Source organism: Pseudonocardia aurantiaca, assembly GCF_039526725.1.
Taxonomy (GTDB): Bacteria; Actinomycetota; Actinomycetes; order Mycobacteriales; family Pseudonocardiaceae; genus Pseudonocardia; species Pseudonocardia aurantiaca.
The window spans coordinates 447,439-472,066 of the sequence record NZ_BAAAJG010000002.1 but is presented as its reverse complement, the minus strand read 5'-3'; the positions used below and the strand labels follow the sequence as shown (position 1 = coordinate 472,066).

Genomic DNA, 24,628 nt, shown 5'->3' with positions numbered 1-24,628 from the left:
GGACAGCTCATCGTCGAGCCGGTCGAGGGCAACCCGTTGCGTGTCGAGGTTGACGTGGCCGTAGACGTTCATGGTCATCTCGATCGCGCTGTGCCCCACGATCTCCATCACTACCCGAGGGTGGACCCGAGCGCGAGCAGCAGACTCACGCACGTGTGGCGTAGCGCGTGCAGCGGGACCTTCCGAATGCCGAGCTCGTCGACGACTCCTGATCGGGGCGATGACGGCCGCCACCCTTCACGGCCAGCCCATCCACCTGGCCGAACTGGCCACTCTGCCCTGCACACGTTCGCGGTGCTGCCGTTCTCGGTGCCCGCGCACCACAGGCTCTGCACACATATACGCACCGGGTGCCGCCGTGAGATGAACATCAGAGCGATCCAGCGAAGATCAAACAGCTCTCCTGCTCATCTCACTGCCCGCGGGCGAAAGGCTGGACTCGTATGTGTGTGCAGAGCCTGGTTGGGTCCCGCCCCCTGGTCGGTCGTGAGGGTCTCGCCGCCGACGACATATTGACTTTGTCCGACCCGGGTGTTCGTCGTTATCTCATGTCGATGTCACCCAAGATCAGTCTCAAACTCGTGTCATCAGGCCGAAGAGAGCAGCCGCCTGGCAGCGGGATACGGCCGTTACCCCAAGCGAGATGCACTTCGGAGCCTCCCGACGTTCAGCCACCCACTACTCCGCGACGGTGATGACGGCGGAGCACAGACGACGTTGCGGCCGATCATATCTTCGCGCACGGCGTGTTGGAGCGCGCAACGCAGAACCGCATGGATGAACTACCCGCTGGCCGACCACGGTCGTCGGGGCCCGTTCTCAGGCGAGCGTGGCAACTACGTACGCGGCGGCCTCAGCCACAATTGCCTGATTGTATTCGGCGTCCTTGGCGGTTTTGCTGGACATGATCGCGATGACGAGCGGCTCGGATTTCGGCGGCCACACGACGCCGATGTCGTTGACTGTGCCGTAGTCGCCGGTTCCGGTCTTGTCGGCCACGGTCCACCCCTGCGGTACGCCGGCCCTAATGCGTTGGGGTCCGGCGCCGGTGGCGTTGCGCTCCAGCAGGTCCCGGAGAAACAAGCGCTTGTCGGCTGACAGGACGTCCCCCAGCACGATTTTGTGGTAGCTGGCGCCGAATGCTTGGGGGGTGGACGTGTCGCGGGGGTCTCCCGGGGTGGCTTCCACGATGGCCGGCTCGATCCGATCCATCCGGGTGACCGTGTCGCCGAGGCTCCGGGCATACGCCGTCAACTCAGCCGGCCCGCCAAGGTCGCGGAGCAGGAGATTGCCGGCCGTGCCGTCGCTGTAGCGCACGGCGGCGTCACACAACTCACGGATGGTCATCCCGGTGGCCACATGCTTCCCCGTGATGACGGAACTCTTCATGAGGTCATCTTCGGTGTACCTGATGACCGTATCGAGGTGCGACAACGGGTTGCGATGCAAGACCGCTGCCGCCGCGAGCGCCTTGAACGCCGAACAGAACGCGAATCGCTCATCCGCTCGGTAGGCAATGGTGGCGCCGGTACCGGTGGCGAGTGCGTACACCCCGAGGCGTGCCTCGAACGTTCGTTCCAACTCGATCAGGCGATCATGCTGCTCATTCGGCACAGCAGAAGTGGGAGCGGGAGTGGGAGTGGGAGTGGGAGTGGGAGTCTGGCCATCCGCGCATCCGGCCAATGGCAAGAGTGCTGCCACGCCCAGGAGAGCGCGGCGACTGATGTTCAGTTTCGTTGAATTCATTGTCCCCCGCCGGTTTGTCGTGGTCGCGCGCTCAGAATCCGGTGGCACTCGGCAGCAGCACCGGACATCCGGCTACCGCGTAGTTCGGGTCGTACTCGAAATGCCATCTCTCGTTCTCGTAACGGCGACACCACCCGAGCGCGCCCCCGTTGCGCTCCACCCAGCCCGCCGAGGCGAGCGGCTGCACGTCCACCGCCAACCCCTTGACGTGCATTGACTTCTCAGGTGGCAGCACGTATCTCCCCGCCAGTTCCGGCGTACCGAATCGCCGCACGGCCTCGGCGAACTCCCGTTGCTGCTGGCCCACGCTCCGCTTGCCGTCCTGCACGCACAGCCGGATCCCTTGCTCCCCTGCCAGGGCGCGCAGCCGATTCCATGCGACCAGCACGGCCGGTGCCAGGCCCTTCGGTTGCTCGTCGACATACCGTTCGTCGAGGGAGCAGACCGGCCCGGTCTCCGGCCCCGGTATCTCCTCGAGGATCGCCGCCGGCACCCCGGCCACCCTGTCGTAGGCGAGCGCCAGCCGGCCCGTTGCGCCAAGCGCCGCCGCGACAGCCAGGGCGAGCACCAATGCCAGCACTACACCGATCGCAGTGCGACTCTTTCTGCCGACGAGCGTGGTGGGCACTGGTCCGAAACTACCCACCGACAGCACGGGCGCCTAATGCTGTGATCTTGATCGCAGGCGGCTGGATCCGCTTTCCTCGGCGGACCGATGAATCATTTCACGGCGAACATGAATCCGTTGATGGGTCGCAATTTCGAGTTCTGGCGGTGGCCCCATGTCGGCGAGGACAACGGGCCACCTGGTCGGTCAGCACCTAGTCTAGGAGCGCCCTGAACAACTCCGACCTACTGCGCGACGCCCGCTACGGGCGGAGTTGTCCAGGACCCTCCTATGCTCACCCCATGATCCACGTGGACGAGCAGGGCCGTCCGGAACCTCCCCACGCCGGCGACGAGACCGCCACCCTCCTGGGTTTCCTCGACTACCAGCGCGCGACCCTGGCCTGGAAGTGCGCGGGGCTGGATGACGCGGGCCTGAAGGCCACCGTCGGCGCCTCGTCCATGACGCTCGGCGGGATGCTCAAGCACCTCGCGTTCGTCGAGGACCTGTGGTGCTCGCGGTCGCTGCACGGCCAAGACCGGCGGCCGCCGTGGGACACGGTGGACTGGGCGGCTGACCCCGACTGGGACTGGCACTCGGCTGCAGCGGACTCACCCGAGCAACTCCTCGCGCTCTGGGAGAACGCCGTGGCCCGCTCCCGCTCCCTCGTCGCCGAGGCGCTGGTTGACGGCGGCCTGGACCGGCCGGCACAGCGGGTCTGGCCCGACGGTCGCACACCCAGCCTGCGGTGGATCCTATTTCACCTTGTCGAGGAGTACGCGCGGCACAACGGCCACGCCGACCTCCTCCGGGAGTCGGTGGACGGGCGCACCGGGGAGTAGGCGGGCTCGCGCCGGCGTCGAATTCACGCGTCGGCTGGGGCCTGCCCGGGCAGCATGTCCGCCGTGACTCACCCTGTCGTCTCCGAGATCCCGACCGGCCCCGTCCCCGTCCCGCCGGCCGTCGCGAGGCTCGCCGACGCCGACACCATCACGCCCGTCTGGCGCAACGAGCTGGGCGGGCTGACCTTTCGCCTCGACGGCCGGGAGTCCACGAGGTACGCGAAGTGGGTTGCGGCCGGCACCCCGGAGATCGACCTGCCCGCCGAGGCGGAGCGCCTGAAGTGGGCCCGGCGCTGGGCGGCCGTCCCACGGGTCGTGGGGCACGGCAGCGACGCCGAAGGCGCCTGGCTGGTCACGGCGGCGGTGCCCGGTCGCTCGGCGGTGGACCCCAGGTGGCTCGCCGACGGAGCCACCGCCGCGGCCGCCATCGGCCATGGGCTACGCGTGCTCCACGACGCCCTGCCGGTGGACGGGTGCCCGTTCGACTGGAGCGTCGAGCGCAGGCTCCGCCGCGCGGACGAGCGCATCGCGGACGGCGAGGGCCCCGCCGACCGGTTCCCGGAGCACCGCGACCTCAGCCTCGCCGAGGCCAGGGCGCGCATCGGCGACCCGCCGCCGATCGACCGCCTGGTCGTCTGCCACGGGGACGCCTGCGCGCCCAACACGCTGCTGCACGACGGCGGGACCTTCGCTGCGCACGTCGACCTCGGATCCCTTGGGGTGGCCGACCGGTGGGCCGACCTCGCCGTGGCCGCGTGGAGCATGGAGTGGAACTTCGGGCCGGGATACGACGGTGCCGTGTACGACGCGTACGGGGTCGCGCCGGACCAGGAGCGCATCGCCTACTACCGGCTCCTGTGGGACATGGCCTGAGCGCTTGCGCACAACACCGGGGTGGTCCCGCCGACTGGCAGGACCACCCCGGTGGTTCGTCGAGGCCGCTGGGTTCCCGCTCCTCAGCGACCCCCGTCGCGCGTGTGCGGCTCAGCGGCCGTTCGGCGGCGACGGTGGCGGCTCGGGCGGACGCCCGTTACCCGTGCACCTCATGCCCATTCCCTCTGCTCTCCCCCGCCGCGACGCATGTGCTCAGTCGAGCGCCGCGTCGAGCGTGATCGTGGTGCCGGTCAGCGCCTTGCTGACCGGACAACTCTCCTTGGCCGCCTGCGCGGCCTTCTCGAAACCGGTGGCGTCGAGGCCCTCGACCTCGCCGCGCACGGTGAGTGCGATCCCCGTGATCCGGAACCCTCCCGCGGGATCCGGCCCGAGCGTCACGTCGGCGGTCACGTCCAGCGACTGCGGAGTGCCGCCCGCCTGACCGATGAGCGCCGACAGCTGCATCGCGTAGCACGTGGAGTGCGCCGCCGCGATGAGCTCCTCTGGGCTCGTGGTGCCGTCGGCGTTCTCGGCCGCTCGCTTCGGGAAACTGACGTCGTACGTACCAACGCCACTGCTGGTCAGCTCGACCTGACCGGCGCCCTCCTGCAGCGTGCCGTTCCAGGCGGTTCGTGCGGTGCGCGTGGGCATTCCGGCCCCTCCAGCTGTCGGCGTTGCTTCCCTTTCAACTCTCTGACAACACCGAAGACGCCCGGACCAAACGCCTCGATGCCCCCGATGAGCCGACCGGTGGCCGCCCGACGACGAGCGGTCGACGTCCGGACGATCGCCGCTCACCGGACCTGCACCGGGTCCACCTCGAGGAAGTCGTAGAACAACGTCGTGGCGTCCTCGTGGCCGAGACGGACGCATCCGGCGGAGTGGGAATCGAGCCTGCCATCGGGATACGTGCCGCGCGTGAGCAGTCCCGCACGGAAAGTGCTCGACCCACCAACGAGGCTCGCCCGTCTCGGTACGGCGTCCCAGCCGGGCTCGGACAGGGCCCGACGACACCCGTAGGATTTCCGCGTCCCCGACCGGCGGCAGCCGCCGAGCTGCCGTGAGCAGCAGGAACCAGGGAGTGGGCTTCATGCTCGACAGTCCCGGGCCGACGCCGACCGGTCGTGTCGCGCCGGTCCGCCCGGCCGCCGCGATCGTGCTGGCAGCAGGAGACGGCACCCGGATGCGGTCCTCCGTCCCGAAGGTCCTGCACCCGATCGCGGGCCGCAGCCTCCTCGGCCACGCGGTGCACGCCGTAGCCGCACTCGAACCCGAGCACCTCGTGGTGGTCGTCGGCCACGGCCGCGAACAGGTCCGCGACACCGTCGAGGGTCTGAGTGCGGAGCTGGCCCGGCCGGTGCTCACCGCCGAGCAGGAGAAGCGCCTCGGCACCGGCCACGCCGTCCGCTGCGGGATCGACGCGTTGCCCGCCGGCGTCACCGGGCCCATCCTCGTCACCTACGGGGACGTCCCGATGCTCGAGCCCGCCACGCTCACCGAACTCCTGCGCGAGCATGCCGGCTCCGGCGCGGCCATCACCCTGCTCACCACCGAGCTCCCCGACCCATCGGGTTACGGGCGCGTGCTGCGCGAGTCCGACGGCACGGTCACGCGGATCGTCGAGGACGCCGACGCCACCCCGGAGCAGCGGACGGTGCGCGAGGTCAACTCGGGGGTGTACGCGTTCGACGGCGAGTTCCTCACCACCGCGCTCGGCAGGCTGCGCAGCGCCAACAGCCAGGGCGAGCTGTACCTCACCGATCTGGTGCAGATCGCCCACGACGACGACACCGACGTGCGCGCCGTCCCCTGCCCCGACGGCTGGCAGGTGCGCGGGGTGAACGACCGCGTTCAGCTGGCCGAGACTCACGCGGAGCTGAACCGACGCCTCCTGCAGCAGTGGATGCTCGCCGGCGTCACGGTCGTCGACCCGGCCAGCACCTGGCTGGACGTGCAAGTCCGGCTGGAGCCCGACGTCGTCCTGCATCCCGGCACCCAGCTGCATGGCGCCACGTCCGTCGCGGGCGGCGCCGAGATCGGGCCCGACACCACCCTCACCGCCTGCGAGATCGGCGCCGGCGCCGTCGTCGTGCGCACCCACGGCACCGGGGCGCTGATCGGGCCCGGAGCGTCCGTCGGGCCGTTCGCCTACCTGCGGCCCGGCACGCGGCTCGGCGAGCGCGGCAAGATCGGCACATTCGTCGAGGTCAAGAACGCCGAGATCGGGGCGGGCAGCAAAGTGCCCCACCTCACCTACGTCGGGGACGCCACGATCGGCGAGCACAGCAATATCGGCGCATCGTCGGTTTTCGTGAATTACGACGGCGTACACAAGCACCGCACCGTCGTCGGATCTCACGTGCGCACGGGCTCGGACAACACGTTCGTCGCTCCGGTGCAGGTCGGCGACGGTGCATACACCGGTGCGGGCACGGTGCTGCGCGAGGACGTCCCTCCGGGGGCGCTCGCGGTGTCGGCCGGGTCACAGCGCACCATCGAAGGATGGGTCGCACGCAAGCGGCCCGACACCCCGGCCGCGGAGGCCGCCGCGAGGGCGACCGAACCGGCCGACAACGTCCACGGAGGCACAACAAGGTGAGCGCGATGTCGGCCACACCCAAGAAGAACCTCATGCTCTTCTCGGGACGGGCTCATCCCGAGCTGGCCGAGCAGGTAGCGAAGCACCTCGACGTCACGATCACCCCGCAGTCGGCCTACTCGTTCGCGAACGGCGAGATCTTCGTGCGGTTCGAGGAGTCGGTACGCGGCTGCGACGCGTTCGTGCTGCAGTCCCACTCGGCGCCGATCAACGACCAGATCATGGAGCACCTGATCATGGTCGACGCTCTGAAGCGGGCTTCGGCGAAGCGGATCACGGTGGTCATGCCGTTCTGGGGTTACGCGCGCCAGGACAAGAAGCACCGCGGCCGCGAGCCGATCTCGGCGCGGCTCATCGCCGACTTGTTCACGGTGGCGGGCGCCGACCGGATCATGACGGTCGACCTGCACACCGCCCAGATCCAGGGCTTCTTCGACGGCCCGGTCGACCACCTCTTCGCGCTCCCGCTGCTCGCGGAGCACATCAAGCGCACCTATGGCGAGGACGAGATGGCGGTCGTCTCCCCCGACTCCGGACGCGTGCGCCTCGCCGAGCGCTGGGCCGAGACGCTCGGCGGCACGCCGCTGGCGTTCATCCACAAGACCCGCGACCCGCGCAAACCCAACGAGGCGGTGGCCAACCGCGTGGTCGGTGAGGTCGAGGGCCGGCTCTGCGTCGTGATCGACGACATGATCGACACCGGTGGCACGGTCGCGAAGACCGTCGAGGTTCTGCTCAAGGAGGGCGCGAAGGACGTGGTGGTGGCGGCCACCCACGGCGTGCTCTCCGGCCCGGCCACCGAGCGGCTCGCCAACTGCGGCGCCCGCGAGGTGATCTTCACAGACACCCTGCCGATCCCGGACGAGAAGCGGTTCCCGACGATGACCGTGCTGTCGATCGCCCCGCTGCTGGCCCGCGCGATCCACGAGGTGTTCGACGACGGTTCGGTCACGAGCCTCTTCGACGGCAACGCCTGACCCAGCCGCCCGCGAGCCGGGGAAACCCTCTCCGCACAGCCACCACCGCCGGTCCGTCGCGACTCGATTCGCGCCGGCCCGCGTTCCGCAGGTCGTGCAGCACGACGAGGGTCACCGGACCTCCTCACGGGGTCGGGGAAGTACGAGCCCGTAGTTGCCGCGGTGGTACAGCAGGGGACGCCGGGAGTGGTCGGCGGCGAGCTCGAGCACGCGGCCCACGACGATCGTGTGGTCCCCACCGTCGTGCTCGCTGTGGAGCCTGCAGTGCACCCACGCGCACGCCCCCTCCAAGATCGGCGCGCCGGAGCGCCCTGGGCGCCACCGCACACCGGTGAAGTTGTCCACACCGGACCGGGCGAAACCGGCGCTGTGGTGCTCCTGGTCGGCAGCCAGGATGTTCACGCAGAACGTTTCGGCATCGCGGATCCGGGGCCACGTCGACGACGTACGCGACGGCGCGAAACTCACCAGCGGCGGATCCAGCGACAGTGACGTGAAGGACTGGCAGGTGAACCCCATCGGGCCCGACGGGCCGTTCGCGGTCACCACGACCACGCCGGAGGCGAAATGCCCGAGTACGTCCCGCATCACGGCCCCGTCGACCACCGGGTCCGTGGCATCCACGGTGTCTGCGCTCCCCACCGTGGCGCTCATCCGAGGTCCGGCCGCGCGGGGTTGCGCTCCCCGGCCTCGACGGCAACCGCGAGCCGGTTCTCCGCGGGAGGTAGCGGGCAGGTCGCGTATGCGGTGAACGCGCACGGCAGGTTGAGGGTCCGGTTGAAGTCGATCCGCACTGTGCCGTGATCATCCGCGCCCCGGATTTGCAGCACGCGGCCACCGCCGTAGGTGCTCTCCCCCGACGTGGCGTCCCGGAAATGCAGCACCAGCCCTTCGGCCTTTCCCTGCAACGCGACGAGCTCGTGCTCGCTGCCGTCCACGGCGAAGCGCACCACCCCGACGGCGGTCGGGAAGTGCTGCAAGCCGTCGACAACGGCGCCGACGGTGATCCGCCGCGGCTGCTCGTAGGCCTCGAACGTGCCCTCGACGACCCACCGCGCGTCGACGGGGAAGGCGGGAACACCCACGAACTCCGCCAAGGTGGTGGCCTCGGGATCACGCACACGCAACGCGTAGGAGTCGGTGCGGCGCGCAACCTCCACCGTGCGCGGTCCGACCTCGACGAGCACGCCGGGCAGGCCGTCGATCGGCTCGAGCCGCACCGTCGACGTCACCGGAGCGCCACCGACCACCAGCCCGGCGGCCTCGGCGGCGGCCACCTCGACGCCGCCGTCGCCGGAGGCGCGCCAGCCGGGCAGCCCGTCGAACGTCCGGGGTTCGGCATCGAGCCAGTGCAGGGCGGTGAGGCTGAGCCACCCGTGCGGGGCGCGCAGGTCCTCCTCACGCTCGGCATGCCAGCTCGCCCACTCGTCCCGCAGGTGCTGATCGCTCGGTCGGGAATCGGTGATGCTCATGCGCTCTCCTTGTTTCCGGATGTGCGTGTCGGAGGGAGGTCATCGGGTCGGATCACCGCAGCCAGCCGAACCGACCCGGCGTCGTCAGCCGGCGGGCCGGCGCGGCAGGCCGGGAGGGTTGATCTGGGACGTCGGGACCGCTTCCGCGGCGAGATTCCAGCGGTCGAGGACCTCCTTGTACTTCCCGTCCGTGATCACCTCGTTGAGGGCGGCGCTCAGCGCACCGACGAACTGGTTGTTCTTCTTCGTCATCGCAGCGATGTCGGCCTGCACGTCCCCGCCTCCGTTGACGGTGCCGACGATCGTCGTCTTCCCGCCGGTCGCGACGTGGTAGGACGCTGTGGGGTTCGGCCCGAGGTAGAGATCGAGCCGGCCGGACTCCAACGCGAGGTAGAAGTCACCCTGGTTCTGGTAGTACTGGATGTTCACCGGCGGCAAGCCGGCCGCACGGTTCTGCTCGTCCCAGCGCACCAGGATCTGCTCCTGGTTGGTGCCGGGCCCCACTCCGATGGTCAGCCCGGCGACGTCCGAAGGCTTCTCGATCTTCTGCACCTTGCCACCGACCCGGCCCTCGAACGCGACGGTGTCGACCCGGTACGTCGCGAAGTCGTACTTGTCCTTGCGCTCCTCGGTCACCGTGATGTTCGAGAATCCGACGTCGTACTGTCCCGACTCGACCGCGAGGAAGAGGTTCTCCCACGACGTGGGCTGCAGTTCGAGCCGCAGTCCCAGCACGTCGGCCACCAACTGCGCGATGTCCGGTTCGACGCCGATCACGGTGGTGTCGTCGTCGGCGCGGAACGACAGCGGCGGGTTCCCGCTTCCGGTCGTGCCGACCACGAGCGTGCCGCGGTCGCGGATCGACTGCGGCACCTGCGCGGCGATCTCCTCCACCTTCTCGGCGCGCACCCGGTTCTGTTCAGGACTCGTGTTGACCTTGGCACCTGCCGCGGACGCCGGTGCCGGGCCGGCCGCCTGGTCGGGGTCGGGGCCCGCACATGCGATGGTGGCCAGCACCGGCAATGCGAGCAGAACGGCGGCCAGCCGTAGGCGTCTCAGGGACCTCGACACGGTTGTTCCTCCAGATACGCACGCGGCGGAAGCCGGCGTGATGATGACCCGGCCGTGGTTCCGCGGCCGGGAGCGTGTTCAGTGCAGGACCTTGCTCAGGAAGGCACGGGTGCGCTCCTCGCGCGGGGCGTCGAGCACCTGCGACGGCGGGCCCTGCTCGACGATCCGGCCGCCGTCGAGGAAGACGACGGTGTCGGCGGCCTCCCGGGCGAAGCCGATCTCGTGGGTGACGACGACCATGGTGGTGCCGCTGCGGGCGAGGTCGCGCATCACGTCGAGGACCTCGCCGACGAGCTCGGGATCGAGCGCGGACGTCGGTTCGTCGAACAGCACGAGCTTGGGGCGCAGCGCGAGCGCGCGGGCGATCGCGACGCGCTGCTGCTGTCCCCCCGACAACCGCCGCGGGTACTCCCCCGCCTTGTCCCTCAGCCCGACCCGTCCCAGCAACTCTTCGGCCTCCCCCACCACCTCGGCCCGGGGCCGGCCCTGCGCGGAGATCGGCGCCTCGACGACGTTCTCCAGCACGGTGAGGTGGCCGAAGAGGTTGAAACTCTGGAAGACGAACCCGATGTGGGTGCGCTGGCGCAGAATGTGGCGCTCCGAGAGCTCGTGCAGGCGGTTTCCCACTCGCCGGTAGCCCATCAGCTCCCCGTCGACCTGCACGAACCCGCGGTCGACCTTCTCCAGGTGGTTGATCGCCCGCAGCAGGGTCGACTTGCCGGACCCGGACGGCCCGAGCAGGACGGTCACCTCCCCCGCGCGCACGGTCAGGTCGATGCCGCGAAGCACCTCGAGCGCGCCGAAGCTCTTGTGCACCCCGCGCAGATCGACCATCGGAGGGGCAGCCGTGACGCCGGCCGGGGCCGTCATGCCGGCACCCGCTTGCGCAGGAGCGCGAACCCGGTGCGCACCGACGCCCGGAACCGCTGGATGGGCGTCGGCGGCACGGTCCGCAGCGCTCCACGGGCGTAGTGACGCTCGATGTAGAACTGCCCGATCGACATCACCGTGGTGAGCACCAGGTACCAGATGGCCGCCACGAGCAGGAGCGGGATGACCCGTCCGTTGCGGGTGTAGATCACCTGAACCTGGTAGAAGAGCTCCGACAGCGCCATGATGTAGACCACTGACGTGCCCTTGACCAGCCCGATCAGCTCGTTACCCGCGGTCGGCAGGATCGTGCGCATCGCCTGCGGAAGCTGGATCCGGCGGAACTGACGCAGCTTCGGGATCCCCAGTGCCGCGGCCGCCTCGAGCTGCCCCTGGTCCACCGAGAGAAACCCTGAGCGCACCACCTCGGCGGCGTAGGCGGCCTGGTGCAGCGCGAGTCCCAGTACCGCGGCCGTCACCGGGCTGACGAGGTCCATCGTGCCCACGGAGAAGAAGCCGGGACCGAACGGGATGCCGAAGCTGATCGCGCGGTAGAGCAGCGCGAGGTTGTACCAGAACAGCAACTGCAGGATCAGCGGCACCGACCGGAAGATCCAGATGTAGGTCCAGCTGACGGAGCGCAGCAGGGGGTTCGGCGAGAGCCGCATGACCGCGAGAACCGTGCCGAGGACGAAACCGATGACGATCCCGAGCACCGTCAGCTGCAGGGTCAGCACGACCGCCCGCAGGATCGACGGGGCGAAGAGGAACTGCCCGACCGTGGGCCAGTCCCACGCCGGGTTGGTGACGAGCGCGTTGATCGCCATCGCGAGCAGCACCGCGACGACCACGGTCGCCGCCCACCGCCACGGGTGCCGGGACGGAACGACGACGAGCCGTTCACCGGCGTCCTCGGTGGCGGCCGGTGGGCTGTTCGCGGTCACTGCCGCGGTATCGGGAGCTGCGCTCATCGAGAGCTCACTTCCTTCTCGAAGGGGTGCTTGCCGATCTCCTCGGCCGGCAACTCCGGGTCGTAGAGCGGCGTGTAGCCAGTGGCCAGGTAGAGGCCCTTGGCCTCCGGCTGGCGCGGTCCAGTGGTCAGGTAGATCCGGCGGTATCCGCGCGCGGTGATCTCCCGCTCGAGCTCGGTGAGCACCCGGCGGGCCAGACCCCGGCGGCGGTGCGCGGAGTGCGTCCAGATGCGCTTGAGCTCTGCGGTGTGGTCGTCGAAGCGGCGAAAAGCGCCCCCTGCCACCGGGTCGCCGTCGGTGAGCAGGAGGATCAGCCCGCCGTCCGGGGCGCCGAACTCCTCAGGTCGACGACGCATCTCTTCGCCGATGTCGCCGAGCGAATGCCCGTAGCGGGTCGTGTACTCGTGGTCCAGCTCGGTGAGCATCGGCACCACCAGCGGGTCGGTGTAGGCGACCTGGCGAACCTCGAGCGCGGGAGAACTCATCGCAATCCCTCGCTGCGCTCGGTCAGCGCTTCGCGGAGACGCCGTGACACTGATTCGCTCGCAAGCTCGCTCATCGCCCGGCCGCCGCCGCGGGCGCGCGGTCGATCACACCGGTCGCGAGGTCCGCGAGCACCCGTCCCAGCGCTGGGGCGAACGCGAGCCCGTAACCCGAGAACCCCGCTCCCACGACCAGAGGACCCGCCGTATCCAGCAGGAACCTCCCGTCGGAGGTCGACGTGCGGGTACAACCGATCGGTGTGGGCAGCCTGTGGTCGAGCCCCGGGAGGAAGGCGGTCACGTACTCCTGCAGCCTGCGCAGCTGCACAGGCTCCGGCGCGAACGCGTGCCGATGCGGGTGGGTCTGCGTCCCCACGCCGTGGAACCCGAGCTTCACGCGTCCGTCCGCAGTGGACGTGCCGTGGACGCTGCTGGGCCAGCCGTGCTCCGGACCGGTGTGGTGGACGAACGTCGGCCATGCGACGTGGTGAGGGGAGAACGGGGCGACCCCGCCTTGCAGCGGGAACGTCGCGGGCTGCTCCTGTGTCACCCGGAGCCTGGGCAGCTCGACGAGCCCGTCGAGCAGATCCGCGGTGCGCGCTCCCACCGCCACCACCGCCCGGCAGGCGCGGACTGGGCCGCGTGGTGTCTCTACCTCGACGAGATCGTCTCCGCGCACAGCGATCGCCGTCGCCGGCGTGGAACGGTGGACCACGGCCCCGTGCGCCACGGCGGCCGCGGTCAGAGCGGCGACGGCGTGATCGGCGTGAAGACGGCCGGACCGGTCCGGCTGGTGCAGCACCGGGCCGCTGAACACCATCCCCGGCCACCTGTGCGACGCCTCGTCGGCATCGAGCCACTCATGGGCGATGCCGTGCTCGCCGAGGGATCCGGCGAGCGCGCTCGTTCGGCGCGGATCACCGTGGTCGACGCCCCCGGTGATCTGCAACAGCGCTGCGCCCGTCTGGGCCTCCACCTCGCGCCACAGCGGCAGAGCTTCCATGGCGAGGCGCACGTACGGCGCCGCCGAGTAGGACGGCCGGTAGAGCTCCGCCGATCCGTACGGGAAACCGCGCGCACGCCCGGCCTCGAACTGCTCGAGCTGTACCACCTCGCGGCCCCGGCCGGCGAGCTGCCATGCAGCCGCCGCACCGACCACGCCGCCACCGATGACCACGACGTCGACGACTCCGGCGCGCGCGGACCGCGACGGGCGGCGCGCCGCCGGGATGTGCGGGAACGTTGGCATGACTGTCCTCCTACGACACGGACAGCAGGAACCCCCGGCACGGGGCGAATCCACTGTGGACAAAAGACGGCTCCGGCACCGCCGGAATCACCGTCCTACAGAGACCTGACCGAGGCGCGTCAGAGCCCACCCGTACGCGTCAGCGCACGGGAAGCGGGGTGGCCAGAAGGCCGAGATGGGTCAGCGACAAAGAGCGGCCTGCGTGCGGCACAGATCGACGTGCCGACGCTTCGACCAGGTGGACGTCAACCACGTCGACGACCGCGTGGCCGCCGGCCGGGCGTGCGATCGACGCACGATGTCTCCCATCGATCCTGGCGTTAGCACCCGGCGCCGTGAGGCACATGGTTGCTGCGGCTTCGACGAGCCAGATCTCTCGGCCGCTCTGGATGGACGACATCGAATGTAGGCGACCACCCGATGGATCTGTCAATGATGTGACGAACACACGGTGTATCGGGCGCGTCACGACCTGCGGCCCGTGGCCGGATCCGACGGGCCTCGGGTGAGTGGGGCGACGGCAGGGCATGCTCGCCGGTCCAATTGAGTGTTGATCGTTCGGTTTCGAGTATCTATGGTCAGCGCTGCGGCGGACGACGCCGCGGCGAGCCCCGCGCGGAACCGGTGCTCACATCGTGAACGGTGGAGGCTGACGTGCGCTGGTTCTACCGCAGCACCGGCAGCTGTCGCAGGCTGCACGTCGACCTGCTGCGCATCGCCAGCGCCTGCTGTCGCGTCTGACGCTGCGGGCCTCCACCCCGCTGCCGGAACGACCTGCCGACGTCCGGCACCCCCGGTGTGTACAGCGCCGTCGCACCGCGCCGAGCTGCTCCCCCTGATCCTCGCTCCGGCGTGCCCGTCGAGGTCTGCTCGCCCCAGCACGTGATCCCCTGCGCACCACGCCTGGCCTCCATGAAGGACATCCCGATGAGTTCGACCCCCCGTCCCGCCGTACCGCCACGGCGGCTGCCGGCCGCCGTGCTCGCCACCGTCGTGGCCCTGACCGTGGCCGCCTGTGGCTCCGGGAGCACCTCGGCGCCACCGGACGCCGATGCGGGGCCGCCGCAAGCCGGCGGCACGCTCACCTTCGCGGTGGGCAGCGACCAGGGGTGCCTGGATCCGCAGCAGGTCGGCAGCAACGACTCGATCTACTCCCTGCGCCAGATCGTCGACTCGCTCACCGACCAGAACCCCGACACCGGCGAGATCGTGCCCTGGCTCGCCACCGGCTGGCAGACCAACGCCGACGCCACCGCCTACACCTTCGACCTGCGGCCCGGCGTCACCTTCAGCGACGGCACCCCGCTGGACGCCACCGCCGTCAAGGCCAACTTCGACAAGGTGCCCCAGCTCGGCGCCCGCGGCACCCTCCCGAAGAGCTACCTGGCGAACTACCAGGGCACCACCGTCGAGAACCCGACCAGGTTCACGGTGACCTTCAGCGCGCCGAACGTGCAGTTCCTGCAGGGCAGCTCCACCCACAGCCTCGGCATCCTCTCCCCCGCCACCGTGGCCAAGACCGACGACGAACGCTGCGCCGCCGTGATCGGGTCAGGCCCCTTCGTCGTCCAGAGCTACACCCTCAACCAGTCAACCGTCCTCACCAAGCGCACCGGATACAACTGGGGCTCGGCGCTGTCGACGCACACCGGCGAGGCATACCTGGACGGGATCGAGTTCCGCGTGGTCCCCGAGTCGGGTGTGCGAACCGGAAGCCTGCAGTCCGGTGAGGTCGACGCCATCGGCAGCATCGGGCAACAGGACGAAGCCCCACTGACCGCCGCGGGCATCCAGCTACCCGCCCGGGCCAACCCCGGCATCCCCTTCGGGATCAGCTTCAACCTGAGCAAGCCGATCGTCTCCGACCCCGCCGTGCGTCAGGCGATCTCGCTGGCGATCAACCGGCCCGAGCTCGTCAGCGCCGTGTACACGTCCGAGACCAAACCGGCCACCAGCGTGCTCGCCTCCAGCACACCCTCCTACCAGGACCAATCCGCGCTGCTGGGCTTCGACCCCGCCAAGGCCGCCACCATCCTCGACACCGACGGCTGGACCCCCGGCCCCGACGGCATCCGCACCAAAGCCGGCCAACCGCTGACGATCCCGCTCACCTGGTTCGCCAACGCCGGCACCAACCGGCCCGCGCTGGAACTCATCCAGCAGCAGCTCAAGACGGTCGGCATCGACCTTCAGCTCACCGAACGCCCGATCACCGACGCCACGCCCATCCAGCAGAGCGGGAACTTCGTCGCGACCTGGGGCAACCTCACCCGCGCCGACCCCGACATCCTGCGCTCCCAATACGCAACGACCGGCAACAACTTCTACCGCCTCGCACCCGGCCCACTCGACCAGCTCCTCGCCGCCCAAGCCGCCGAAGCCGACCCCGCGAAACGCACCGGCCTGGTCGCCCAAGCCCAGCAGGCGCACCTGCAGAACTACTACACCGTGCCGGTCGTCGAACTCACCACCGTGCTGGGCATCGCCGCAAACGTCCACGACGTCCGTTTCGACGCCTCCTCACGCATCCAGCTCTACGACACCTGGAAGACCCCGTAACCCATCGCCCGTCGGCGTGAGGCGCGACCCGTTGATTGCCGGAGCCGGGCTCTATAGCGTCGATCTCGATTCCGATCGGGTGCACGACCGGCATCCAGGAGGGGGATCACGTGGACGCAGCACCGGAGCGTCGTCGCGTCCCGCTCGTCCGACGGCACCACATCGACCTGTGCCGTACGAGCACGGCGATCTGTTCCCGCTGATCAGTAGCCCACCAGCCCCAGCCGCGCGTCATCGACGTCGCGGTCCCGTTTCCGTCGGCACCTGATCCCCGGAGGCACCCGTGGCATCCGAACCCCTGCACCTGGCCGTCGCGCTCGATGGCGCGGGCTGGCATCCTGCCGCCTGGCGCGAGCCCGGCTCCCGCCCCCGAGAACTGCTGACTCCCCGGTACTGGACCGAGCTGGCCCGCACCGCCGAAGCCGGGCTGCTGGACCTCGTGACGATCGAGGACAGTCTCGGGCTGCAGTCGCACAGCCCCTTTCAACCCGACGACCGCGTCGACGAAGTCCGCGGCCGGCTCGACGCGCTGCTCATCGCATCCTTCCTCGCGCCGCTGACCAGCCGGGTCGGGCTCGTCCCGACCGTCACCACCACCCATACCGAGCCGTTCCACGTCTCCAAGGCGGTGGCCACGCTCGACCACAACTCGCACGGCCGCGCGGGCTGGCAGGTGAAGGTCTCGGGCCGGGCCGAGGAGGCCGCGCACGTCGGCAGGCGGGAGATCACCCGCGCCTCGGCCGAGGAGCTCACCTCGGCGCGGCTGCCCTCGGCGCTCGCCGCGCTCTTCGACGAGGCGGCCGACGTCGTCCAGGTGGTCCGGCGGCTGTGGGACAGCTGGGAGGACGACGCCGAGATCCGCGACGTCGTCACACGCCGGTTCATCGACCGCGCGAAGGTCCACCACGTCGACTTCGAGGGCCGGTTCTTCAGCGTCCGGGGACCGTCGATCACCCCGCGGCCCCCGCAGGGCCAGCCGGTGGTGGCCGCGCTCGCGCACCGGCGGGAACCGTACGAGCTCGCCGCCCGGGGCGCCGACCTCGTCTTCGTCACCCCCACAGAGCAGCGGGACGCGGCCGCCCTGCTCGCCGACGTGGAGCAGGCCGCCGCGGACGTCGGGCGCACCGGTGAGCCCCTGCATGTCTACGCCGACCTCGTGGTCGTGCTCGACACCGCAACCGAGCCCGGCGCGGCACGCCTGCGTCGGCTCGACGACATTGCCGGCGTGCCGTACACGTCCGACACGACGGTGTTCACCGGTTCCGCCGCGGAGCTAGCCGACCTCGTCGCCGCATGGCAGGCCATCGGGTACCGCGGGGTACGGCTGCGGCCCGCGGTGCTGCCCGAGGACCTCGACCGGATCGTCGCCGACGTCGTCCCCGAGCTGCAGCGCCGAGGCCTGTTCCGCACGGCGTACGAGGCCACGTCGCTACGCGGCCTGCTCGGTCTACCGACCCCCGTTCCCAACCGCTACGCCGTCGGCGCAACCGGCCTGAAAGGACGATCACGATGAACGCACCGCGTAAGCAGATCATCCTCGGCGCCTACCTGGGCGGCGTGAACCACCACACCGCGTGGTGGCACCCCGAGGCCGGGAGCCAGATCGATTTCTCCACGTTCGAGCACACCGCGCGCACAGCCGAACGGGGCAAGTTCGACTTCTTCTTCCTCGCCGAGGGCCTCGCCCTGCGTGAGCGGGCGGGGCAGGTCTTCGACCAGGACATCGTCGGCCGCCCCGACACGCTGCCGGTGCTGGCTTCGCTCGCCGCGGTCACCACTCATCTCGGACTCGCCGGCACGATCAACGCCACCTTCAACGAGCCCTACGAGCTGGCCCGGCAGTTCGCGACCCTCGACCATCTCTCCGGCGGCCGCACCGCGTGGAACGTCGTCACCTCGTTCGACGCCTTCACGGGCCAGAACTTCCGCCGCGGTGGCTTCCTCGACCGCTCGAAGCGCTACGAGCGGGCCGCCGAGATGATCGACGCGCTGCGCACCCTCTGGGACTCGTGGGACGACGACGACCTGGTCGTGGACCAGGCCACGGGGCGCTACCTGGGCCGCGCCGACGCCGGCTCGTTCAGCGTGCGCGGCGGCCAGTTCGACATCCACGGACGGTTCACCGTGCCCCGCAGCCCGCAGGGGCGGCCGGTGATCCTGCAGGCCGGGGTGTCGCCCGAGGGTCGCGACTTCGCCGCACGCAGCGCTGACGCGATCTTCTCCCCCTACGGCAAGCTCCCGGCGGCCGCCGAGTTCTACCGGGACGTCAAGGCCCGCGCCGCACGGGCGGGCCGCAACCCGGACGATCTCAAGATCCTCCCGTCGGCGAGCTTCGTGCTCGGCGACACAGAGGCCGAGGCGCAGGAGCGCTACCAGGAGGTGCGCGGGCAGCAGATCACCGGGCAGACGGCCCAGATCCTGCTCGAGCAGGTCTGGAACCGCGACCTGTCCGGCTACGACCCCGACGGCCCACTGCCCGACGTCGACCCCGATCCCGACGCACCGCCGATCATCCAGGGCCGCGCCTTCGTCCACCAGGACCGTTTCGCCACCGTGGCGCGATGGCGCGAGATCGCCGAGGCGAAGAAGCTCAGCCTTCGCGAGCTCGTGATCGACCAGTTCGAACGCGGCCCCTTCGTCGGTACGCCGGCCCAGGTCGCCGAGAAGATCGACGACTTCGTGCAGAACGACGGCTCCGACGGGCTCATCATCGGATCCCACCTGGTGCCGTGGGGGCTCGACGAGTTCGTCGACCAGGTCGTGCCCCTGCTGCAGGAGCGCGGTTCGCTGCGCGCCGACTACACCGGCAGCACGCTGCGCGACAACCTCGGCCTCCCGCCGCTGCCTCGGCGTTGCGAGCGGCGCACGGAGGGCGCCGGGGCTGTGGTCTGACGTCGGTCGCAGAGCGCACGGGGACGGGCGGCGGTGGACCCACGGGCCCGCCGGGTCACCGTTCAGAAGCGGTGGATGTCTCGCTGGAGCTCGTGGCCGACCGCAACCGCATCGTCTCGATCGCGGCGTTCGGGCGGGCCGGCACCGGGATCACGCTCATCGGCGGGGCGCCGGGCGCCGACCCCGGCACCGAGATCCGCCGCAACGCCTGGCGCCGGCTCCTCCCGGCGGCGGCAGCGGGCACGTTGCGGGTCGTCGTGGCCCGGACCTACCCGCTCACCGACGCCGCGGCCGCGGTCCGCCTCCGTCGCGTCGCGTCGCGGAAGGGCACGCAGGCGGAAAGGTCGTGCTCCTGACCTGAACAGCGGGTAGGCGATCAGACGTCCAGAGGCGGCAGCGCGAGGTGCTCCCGCAGCGTGGTGCCCGTGTACTCGGTGCGGTAGACGCCCCGTTCCTGCAGCGCCGGCACCAGCTTCTCGACGATGTCCTCGAGCGAGGACGGGATCAGGTGCGGGAGGAGGTTGAACCCGTCCACGGCGCGGGTGCGGACGTAGTGCGCCCATTCGTCGGCGATCTGCGCCGGTGTGCCGACGAAGGGCGGGTGCCCCGGAGCCACCTCCAGCGCGAGCTCGCGCATCGACAGGTTCCGCTGCTCGGCGAGCTCCCGCCACCGCGCGATGGTCGCCAGCTTGCCGTTCCGCTGGTCGATACGGAGCGTTCCCCTGGAGGGGTCGAGCTCGGCCTCGCTCGGCTCGATGTCGGGCAGCGGCCCGTCCGGGTCGTAGGCAGAGAGGTCCGTTCCCCAGTACTGCTCGAAGAACGCGACAGCACGCGGCCCCGACATCTGCTCGCTCCGCACCCACCGCGCCCGCTCCTGCGCCTCGGCCGGGGTGTCACCGAGCACGACGCCCGCGCCGGGAAGGATCCGCAGCGAATCCGGGGATCGGCCGTAGCGGGCCAGCCGGGCGCGCACATCCTGGGCGTAGGCGAGGGCCTTGTCGTACTCGGTGTTGGCCGAGAACACCACGTCGGCGTGCCGGGCGGCGAGGTCGCGGCCGCCGTCGGAGTCACCGGCCTGGAACAGCACCGGACGGCCCTGCCTGCTCGCCGGCAGCGTTGCGGTCGCGCGGAGTTCGACGAGGTCGGTGTGTCGCTCGACCGGGGTGATCGACCCGGGCCGCGCCCAGCTCTTGGCGTCACCTGCCGCGGCGACGACCCCGTCGATCCCGCCGTCCCACGATCCCCAGAGAGCCTTCGCCGCCTCGACGAACTGGCCGGCGCGCTCGTAGCGCCGCTCGTGCTCCAGCCAACCGCCGTGGCGGAAGTTGGCGCCGGTCCACGCGTTGTCGGTGGTGACGATGTTCCAGCCGGCCCGGCCGTCCGACAGCAGGTCCAGGCTCGCGAGGCGCCGGGCGAGGTCGGCCGGGAAGTTGTAGGTGGTGTTCTGGGTGGCGACGAGGCCGATCCGCTCGGTGACCGCGGCGAGCGCGGACAGCTGGGTGATGGCGTCGGGACGCCCGGCGACGTCGAGGTCGTACGCCCGGCCGCGGTTCTCCCGGACCCGCAGCCCCTCACCCAGGAAGAAGGCGTCGAACAGGCCCCGTTCCAGCAACTGCACGACACCGACGAACGTCTCGATCGCCATGTGCGGCGCCGATGAGGGGTCGGCCCAGATCAGCTGGGGCCCGACACCGGTCTGGAAGACGCCGAGATGTACCTGGGCGTTCGGGTCGTACTCGGTGCTGGACGGGCGCTCCGTGGTCACTCTGCTCACCTCAGGCGTTCGTGGTCGCCGGGGCGGCGAACCGGTTGACAGGACGGGGCAGCCCCAACGTCGAGCGCAGCGTGTCGCCCGCCCGCGGCCCGCGATGCAGGCCAGCAGCGGCGAGAGCAGGCAGCACGTGCTCGGCGAGCACCGGCAGGTCGACGGCGAGCACGGCCGGGTGCAGCCGCACGCCGTCGACGGCATCGGCGAGACGTCGCAGGAGCTCGACCAGTGCCGCGGGCGAGCCGACGTGCCGCACGCGCCCCGCGGCCGGCCACGGCGTTGCCTCGGCCAGCCGGGCGAGGCGCGAGGTCGCGGGCTCGGCGGCGTCGAGCACCACCTCCACCTCGGCGAACACCATGCCCGCCCCGGCCGCACGGGCGCGCGTCGCCGCTGCCGCGACAGCTGCGGCGTCGGACCCGCTCACGAGCACGATGTCGGCCCGGTCGGCGACGTCCAGCTCGTCGACGGCCAGCACGACGACCTGTCCCTGCGGGGGCCTGGGCGTGATCAGGGGCCCCGTGATCGTGAAGGCCGCGCCGGCGAAGTCGACGTGGTGGACCTTGTCCGGGTCGAGGTAGCGGCCCGTCGCCACGTCCTTGACGACCGCGTCGTCCTCCCACGAGTCCCACAGCGCACGCGCGGCGTCGATGACGTCGGTGATCTCGCGCCGGAGCGCGTCGGCCCCGAGCGGTTGAGCACCGATCGTCGCCAGCTCGGCGGCACTGTTGGCCGCACCGACGACCCAGGCCGCCCGGCCCTTACTGGCGTGGTCGAGGCCGGCGAGCTGGGTGGCGAGGTGGAACGGCTCGGTGCTCGTGACGTGCAGTGTCGGGGCCAGCCCGATGCGGTCGGTGAGCGTGGAGACGAACGCGGCCCGCGTGCCCGCCTCCAATCGGCCGGCCGCTTCGAGACCGCTGCTGGGCGGGACCGGCGAGTCGGCGAAGGTGACGAGGGTGAAGCCGGCGCCCTCGGCGGTGGCCACGACCTCGCGTACGGCCCGCCCGCCGAGCACCGCGGCCGGTGGACGCCCGGAGAACCGCCAGGCTGCGGGATGGGCGCCGTCGCCGTCGGCGTCGAGCGCGAGGAACAGGCCGGCACGATCACTCATGGAACTCATCTCCGGTGGGATCTCGAGCGGTCAGACGGCGGCGGGCACACCGGCGCGCGCCGGAAGCTCCAGGCCGAGGTTCTCGCGGAAGGTGGAGCCGCTGTAGTCGTCGGCGACGATCTTCCGCTTGCGCAGCTCGTGCAGCAGGCCGTTGACGACGAAGTCGTGCTGGCGCGGATCGGCCAGGCCGCCGAGGGTCAGCACGTCCAGGACACCGGCACGGAAACGCTCCTCGACCGCGTCGGCGAGCTGCTCGGGCGTGCCCGCGACGGTCCAGTGGCCGGTGTCCTGGGCAGCGATGATCAGCTCGCGCAGGGTGTAGCCCTTGCGCGCGTAGCCGGAGAAGATCTCGACCCGGCCCCGGCGCCGGTTCACCGAGGAGACCTCGGGGAGCAGGCTCTCCGGCACCGTCGAGTCCAGCGCCACCTCGGACAGGTCGACTCCCCCACCGAGCATGTCCGCCACCTGGGCCCGGCCACGTTCGAAGTCGATCGACTCCTGCTTCTCCCGGACCAGCCGGCGCGCTTCCTCCTCGGTGGCGCCGTAGGTGGCGTGGAACGAACTGAAGATCAGCGGCAGCCCGTCGGCGCGCCCGAGGCCCGCGGCCTGGCTCCGGATCCTCCGGGTGAAGTCGAGCGCGATGTCCAGTGTCGGCAGGGAGGTGAAGACGATCTCGGCGAAACGCGCACCGAGCGCCATGCCTGCCTCGGACTGCCCCGCCTGGATCTGCACCGGACGGCCTTGCGGAAGCGGCGGGATGTTCAGCGGCCCGGCCACGGTGAAGAACCGGCCGGCGTGGTTGATCGGGTGCACCTTGCTCGGGTCGAGCACGGCGTTGCCGTTCGCACCGAGGGACAGCGCGCCGGGCTCCCAGCTGTCCCACAGCGCGTTGACCACCTCGAGCGTCTCCGCTGCTCGCGCGTAGCGGTCCTCGGGGCTGGGCAGGTCGTCCGCGCCGTAGTTCTCCTCACCGATCGAGGAGGTCACGAGGTTCCACGCGGCCCGGCCGTTGCTCACATGGTCGAGGGTCCCGAACAGCCGGGCCAGGTTGAACGGGTGGTGGAACGTGGTCGAGACCGTGGCGATCAGGCCCACGTGCGACGTCACCTGGCTCAGCGCCGCGACGAAGATCAGCGGCTCCTGGGAGCCGATCGCACCCTGGGCGTTGAAGGTCAGCAGGTCGGCGGTGAACAACGCATCGATCCGGGCCGCCTCAGCCAGCTTCGCCACCTTCACGGCGGTGTCGAGCGTCGACCGTGTCGGGTCGATCGCCAGGTCGTAGGTGCCGGGCGACCCCCCTGCCCCGGTCACGGTCTTCAGCGTCCTGGGCCGCTTCGTGCTCACTGTCGTTCATCCTTCGCTCGTCGGCTGATCCGGACGTGGCCCTTGGCGAACAAGGGCCGAACGAACGATCAGCGACAGAGCGCGGTCTGCGTGCGGCAGAGATCGACATGCCGTCGCTTCGACCAGAGGGGCATCAGGGCCCCTGTTCTGCCGTGCGTTGTCCGCACGATGTCTCCCCACGATCCTGGCGTCAGCATGCTGCGCCTCAAGGACGCGTCGTTGCTGTGGCTTCGACGGCCGCTCGTCACCGTCATCGAGAAACGTACGTCGCGAACCGCCCGGCTTGTCAAGAACGATGTCGATCGCCGGTGGGCGCGATGACCAGCCTCACAATCGGGCCGCATCAGCCCGACGCCGCTGTCGGTGGCGATCACGCTTCGCCGCGCTGATCCGTGGGCACGATCGTCAGGATCGACACGCCTGGCAAACCGCCCGGGTGCAGGAGATACGCCCGGGCCGCGCCGCCGGCCCATCGCAACGCGGGAGCCTCGAAAGCTCCGACCCCGCGGCACTCCCACACCGGGTTCAGCCCCGGTGCCTCGGCCCGTAGCAGATCCCCGATCTCGAGGATGCGAGCGTCACCGGCGTGGAGATTGGTCGCCATCCGGAGTTGCCGGGCGACTTGCTGCACCAGCGGTCCCGCGTCGGGAAGCGGCCCGGGGGTGCGCGGGTGGGCTGCGAGCAGCCAGACCACGTTGCGCCGCATCGGATCGAGCGCCTCCGGCTCGTTCCACGCCGCCGCCCATGTCCGGTTCACCGCGACCAGGTCGAGCCGGTGGTCGAGCAGCGCTGCCGGGCCCGCGGTCCAGCTCTCCACGAGCGGGCCCAGCTCGGCCCGCAGGATGTCGTGTGTAGGCAACGGCGCCGGCGGAGCGGTGAGGGTACGCAGGTGATCACGCGCATGACGGTCGAGCCGCAGGACACGGCCGACTGCGTCCAGCACCTGGTGTGAAGCGGTCACGCGGCCCTGTTCGAGCCACGTGTACCAGGACAGACCCACGCCTGCGAGGGTTGCCACCTCCTCCCGGCGCAGGCCCGGCGTTCGTCGTCGGCCGTGGTCGGGCAGGCCGACATCGGCAGGCCGGATCAGCTGCCGATAGGCCCGCAGGCACGCACCGAGCTCGCGGCGCCGCGCCTTGTAGCCTGTCACTTCGACTACCCCCATCCCCGCCCTCCTGGTTGCCCGCCCGCTCGTCGC

Annotated in this window: 23 protein-coding genes and 1 riboswitch; of the genes, 9 read left to right on the top strand and 14 right to left on the bottom strand. The window is 70.5% G+C overall.

Annotated features, from left to right (window positions below; genetic code table 11):
* Positions 1 to 819: 819 nt before the first annotated feature.
* Complete coding sequence (gene bla / locus ABD143_RS04235) at positions 820 to 1,746, bottom strand: class A beta-lactamase (protein ID WP_379659799.1); 927 nt, start codon at positions 1,744 to 1,746, stop codon at positions 820 to 822.
* 31 nt (positions 1,747 to 1,777) lie between these two features.
* Complete coding sequence (locus ABD143_RS04230) at positions 1,778 to 2,374, bottom strand: D-alanyl-D-alanine carboxypeptidase family protein (RefSeq protein WP_343971464.1); 597 nt, start codon at positions 2,372 to 2,374, stop codon at positions 1,778 to 1,780.
* A gap of 281 nt (positions 2,375 to 2,655) precedes the next feature.
* On the opposite strand from ABD143_RS04230, the gene ABD143_RS04225 reads away from it, so the two are divergent.
* Entirely contained in the window at positions 2,656 to 3,195 is a 540-nt protein-coding gene (locus tag ABD143_RS04225; RefSeq protein WP_343971461.1) for a DinB family protein, read from the top strand.
* 63 nt (positions 3,196 to 3,258) lie between these two features.
* Positions 3,259 to 4,068, top strand: a complete 810-nt coding sequence (locus tag ABD143_RS04220; protein ID WP_343971458.1) for an aminoglycoside 3'-phosphotransferase — start codon at positions 3,259 to 3,261, stop codon at positions 4,066 to 4,068.
* 213 nt (positions 4,069 to 4,281) lie between these two features.
* Here ABD143_RS04220 and ABD143_RS04215 read toward each other — a convergent pair whose 3' ends face one another.
* Positions 4,282 to 4,719 carry an OsmC family peroxiredoxin gene (locus tag ABD143_RS04215; protein WP_343971455.1) on the bottom strand — a complete coding sequence of 146 codons (438 nt, stop codon included), beginning with the start codon at positions 4,717 to 4,719 and terminating at the stop codon, positions 4,282 to 4,284.
* Positions 4,720 to 5,158: 439 nt separating this feature from the next.
* Here ABD143_RS04215 and glmU point away from each other — a divergent pair, with 439 nt between their 5' ends.
* Both glmU and ABD143_RS04205 read left to right on the top strand, forming a co-directional pair.
* Entirely contained in the window at positions 5,159 to 6,667 is a 1,509-nt protein-coding gene (glmU, locus tag ABD143_RS04210) for a bifunctional UDP-N-acetylglucosamine diphosphorylase/glucosamine-1-phosphate N-acetyltransferase GlmU (RefSeq protein WP_343971452.1), read from the top strand.
* Between the two features lie 5 nt (positions 6,668 to 6,672).
* The gene (locus ABD143_RS04205) at positions 6,673 to 7,644 is read left to right on the top strand and encodes a ribose-phosphate diphosphokinase (RefSeq protein ID WP_343971449.1); all 972 of its coding nucleotides are present in this window, start codon (positions 6,673 to 6,675) and stop codon (positions 7,642 to 7,644) included.
* A 111-nt stretch (positions 7,645 to 7,755) separates the two neighbouring features.
* Here ABD143_RS04205 and ABD143_RS04200 read toward each other — a convergent pair whose 3' ends face one another.
* From ABD143_RS04200 to ABD143_RS04170, 7 genes are all read right to left on the bottom strand, one after another.
* Positions 7,756 to 8,298, bottom strand: coding sequence for a flavin reductase family protein (locus ABD143_RS04200; RefSeq protein ID WP_343971446.1), 543 nt, complete (start codon positions 8,296 to 8,298; stop codon positions 7,756 to 7,758).
* Entirely contained in the window at positions 8,295 to 9,116 is an 822-nt protein-coding gene (locus tag ABD143_RS04195; RefSeq protein ID WP_343971443.1) for a DUF1684 domain-containing protein, read from the bottom strand. The genes ABD143_RS04200 and ABD143_RS04195 overlap by 4 nt, the downstream gene beginning before the upstream one ends.
* An 84-nt stretch (positions 9,117 to 9,200) precedes the next feature.
* Entirely contained in the window at positions 9,201 to 10,187 is a 987-nt protein-coding gene (locus ABD143_RS04190; RefSeq protein ID WP_343971441.1) for an ABC transporter substrate-binding protein, read from the bottom strand.
* A 78-nt stretch (positions 10,188 to 10,265) separates the two neighbouring features.
* Positions 10,266 to 11,057: an amino acid ABC transporter ATP-binding protein gene (locus ABD143_RS04185; protein WP_343971438.1), complete on the bottom strand. Its 792-nt coding sequence runs from the start codon at positions 11,055 to 11,057 to the stop codon at positions 10,266 to 10,268.
* On the bottom strand, positions 11,054 to 12,028 hold the full coding sequence (locus tag ABD143_RS04180; protein ID WP_343971435.1) for an amino acid ABC transporter permease: 975 nt from the start codon (positions 12,026 to 12,028) through the stop codon (positions 11,054 to 11,056). Before ABD143_RS04180 ends, ABD143_RS04185 begins: the two co-directional genes overlap by 4 nt.
* Positions 12,025 to 12,513 carry a GNAT family N-acetyltransferase gene (locus ABD143_RS04175; protein WP_343971432.1) on the bottom strand — a complete coding sequence of 163 codons (489 nt, stop codon included), beginning with the start codon at positions 12,511 to 12,513 and terminating at the stop codon, positions 12,025 to 12,027. The genes ABD143_RS04180 and ABD143_RS04175 overlap by 4 nt, the downstream gene beginning before the upstream one ends.
* 70 nt (positions 12,514 to 12,583) lie before the next feature.
* Positions 12,584 to 13,759, bottom strand: coding sequence for an FAD-dependent oxidoreductase (locus ABD143_RS04170; protein WP_343971429.1), 1,176 nt, complete (start codon positions 13,757 to 13,759; stop codon positions 12,584 to 12,586).
* Between the two features lie 302 nt (positions 13,760 to 14,061).
* Positions 14,062 to 14,155: riboswitch (SAM riboswitch) on the bottom strand.
* A 531-nt stretch (positions 14,156 to 14,686) separates the two neighbouring features.
* Here ABD143_RS04170 and ABD143_RS04165 point away from each other — a divergent pair.
* The 5 genes from ABD143_RS04165 (at position 14,687) to ABD143_RS04150 (ending at position 19,566) form a co-directional block, all read left to right on the top strand.
* Positions 14,687 to 16,318, top strand: a complete 1,632-nt coding sequence (locus ABD143_RS04165; RefSeq protein WP_343971426.1) for an ABC transporter substrate-binding protein — start codon at positions 14,687 to 14,689, stop codon at positions 16,316 to 16,318.
* Positions 16,319 to 16,428: 110 nt separating this feature from the next.
* Positions 16,429 to 16,521: a putative leader peptide gene (locus tag ABD143_RS38105; RefSeq protein ID WP_379659798.1), complete on the top strand. Its 93-nt coding sequence runs from the start codon at positions 16,429 to 16,431 to the stop codon at positions 16,519 to 16,521.
* 80 nt (positions 16,522 to 16,601) lie between these two features.
* On the top strand, positions 16,602 to 17,831 hold the full coding sequence (locus tag ABD143_RS04160; RefSeq protein WP_343971423.1) for an LLM class flavin-dependent oxidoreductase: 1,230 nt from the start codon (positions 16,602 to 16,604) through the stop codon (positions 17,829 to 17,831).
* The gene (locus ABD143_RS04155; RefSeq protein ID WP_343971420.1) at positions 17,828 to 19,210 is read left to right on the top strand and encodes an NtaA/DmoA family FMN-dependent monooxygenase; all 1,383 of its coding nucleotides are present in this window, start codon (positions 17,828 to 17,830) and stop codon (positions 19,208 to 19,210) included. The genes ABD143_RS04160 and ABD143_RS04155 overlap by 4 nt, the downstream gene beginning before the upstream one ends.
* Before the next feature lie 71 nt (positions 19,211 to 19,281).
* Positions 19,282 to 19,566: a zinc-binding dehydrogenase gene (locus tag ABD143_RS04150; protein WP_343971418.1), complete on the top strand. Its 285-nt coding sequence runs from the start codon at positions 19,282 to 19,284 to the stop codon at positions 19,564 to 19,566.
* Positions 19,567 to 19,586: 20 nt separating this feature from the next.
* Here the strand turns inward: ABD143_RS04150 and ABD143_RS04145 are convergent, their stop codons facing one another.
* The 4 genes from ABD143_RS04145 to ABD143_RS04130 form a co-directional block, all read right to left on the bottom strand.
* A complete protein-coding gene (locus ABD143_RS04145) occupies positions 19,587 to 20,975 on the bottom strand; it encodes an NtaA/DmoA family FMN-dependent monooxygenase (protein WP_343971415.1) in 1,389 nt (462 codons plus the stop codon).
* A 10-nt stretch (positions 20,976 to 20,985) separates the two neighbouring features.
* Positions 20,986 to 22,086: an LLM class flavin-dependent oxidoreductase gene (locus tag ABD143_RS04140; RefSeq protein WP_343971412.1), complete on the bottom strand. Its 1,101-nt coding sequence runs from the start codon at positions 22,084 to 22,086 to the stop codon at positions 20,986 to 20,988.
* A gap of 30 nt (positions 22,087 to 22,116) precedes the next feature.
* On the bottom strand, positions 22,117 to 23,430 hold the full coding sequence (locus tag ABD143_RS04135) for an NtaA/DmoA family FMN-dependent monooxygenase (protein ID WP_343971409.1): 1,314 nt from the start codon (positions 23,428 to 23,430) through the stop codon (positions 22,117 to 22,119).
* Between the two features lie 370 nt (positions 23,431 to 23,800).
* A complete protein-coding gene (locus tag ABD143_RS04130; protein WP_343971406.1) occupies positions 23,801 to 24,595 on the bottom strand; it encodes an MmyB family transcriptional regulator in 795 nt (264 codons plus the stop codon).
* Between the last annotated feature and the right edge of the window lie 33 nt (positions 24,596 to 24,628).

Excerpts from the sequence above, each read along its gene's own strand:
- bla (WP_379659799.1), bottom strand. The coding sequence starts at position 1,746 with ATGAATTCAACGAAACTGAACATCAGTCGCCGCGCTCTCCTGGGCGTG.
- ABD143_RS04225 (WP_343971461.1), top strand. The coding sequence starts at position 2,656 with ATGATCCACGTGGACGAGCAGGGCCGTCCGGAACCTCCCCACGCCGGC.
- ABD143_RS04215 (WP_343971455.1), bottom strand. The coding sequence starts at position 4,719 with ATGCCCACGCGCACCGCACGAACCGCCTGGAACGGCACGCTGCAGGAG.
- glmU (WP_343971452.1), top strand. The coding sequence starts at position 5,159 with ATGCTCGACAGTCCCGGGCCGACGCCGACCGGTCGTGTCGCGCCGGTC.
- ABD143_RS04205 (WP_343971449.1), top strand. The coding sequence starts at position 6,673 with ATGTCGGCCACACCCAAGAAGAACCTCATGCTCTTCTCGGGACGGGCT.
- ABD143_RS04200 (WP_343971446.1), bottom strand. The coding sequence starts at position 8,298 with ATGAGCGCCACGGTGGGGAGCGCAGACACCGTGGATGCCACGGACCCG.
- ABD143_RS04195 (WP_343971443.1), bottom strand. The coding sequence starts at position 9,116 with ATGAGCATCACCGATTCCCGACCGAGCGATCAGCACCTGCGGGACGAG.
- ABD143_RS04185 (WP_343971438.1), bottom strand. The coding sequence starts at position 11,057 with ATGACGGCCCCGGCCGGCGTCACGGCTGCCCCTCCGATGGTCGATCTG.
- ABD143_RS04180 (WP_343971435.1), bottom strand. The coding sequence starts at position 12,028 with ATGAGCGCAGCTCCCGATACCGCGGCAGTGACCGCGAACAGCCCACCG.
- ABD143_RS04175 (WP_343971432.1), bottom strand. The coding sequence starts at position 12,513 with ATGAGTTCTCCCGCGCTCGAGGTTCGCCAGGTCGCCTACACCGACCCG.
- ABD143_RS04170 (WP_343971429.1), bottom strand. The coding sequence starts at position 13,759 with ATGCCAACGTTCCCGCACATCCCGGCGGCGCGCCGCCCGTCGCGGTCC.
- ABD143_RS04165 (WP_343971426.1), top strand. The coding sequence starts at position 14,687 with ATGAGTTCGACCCCCCGTCCCGCCGTACCGCCACGGCGGCTGCCGGCC.
- ABD143_RS04155 (WP_343971420.1), top strand. The coding sequence starts at position 17,828 with ATGAACGCACCGCGTAAGCAGATCATCCTCGGCGCCTACCTGGGCGGC.
- ABD143_RS04140 (WP_343971412.1), bottom strand. The coding sequence starts at position 22,086 with ATGAGTGATCGTGCCGGCCTGTTCCTCGCGCTCGACGCCGACGGCGAC.
- ABD143_RS04130 (WP_343971406.1), bottom strand. The coding sequence starts at position 24,595 with ATGGGGGTAGTCGAAGTGACAGGCTACAAGGCGCGGCGCCGCGAGCTC.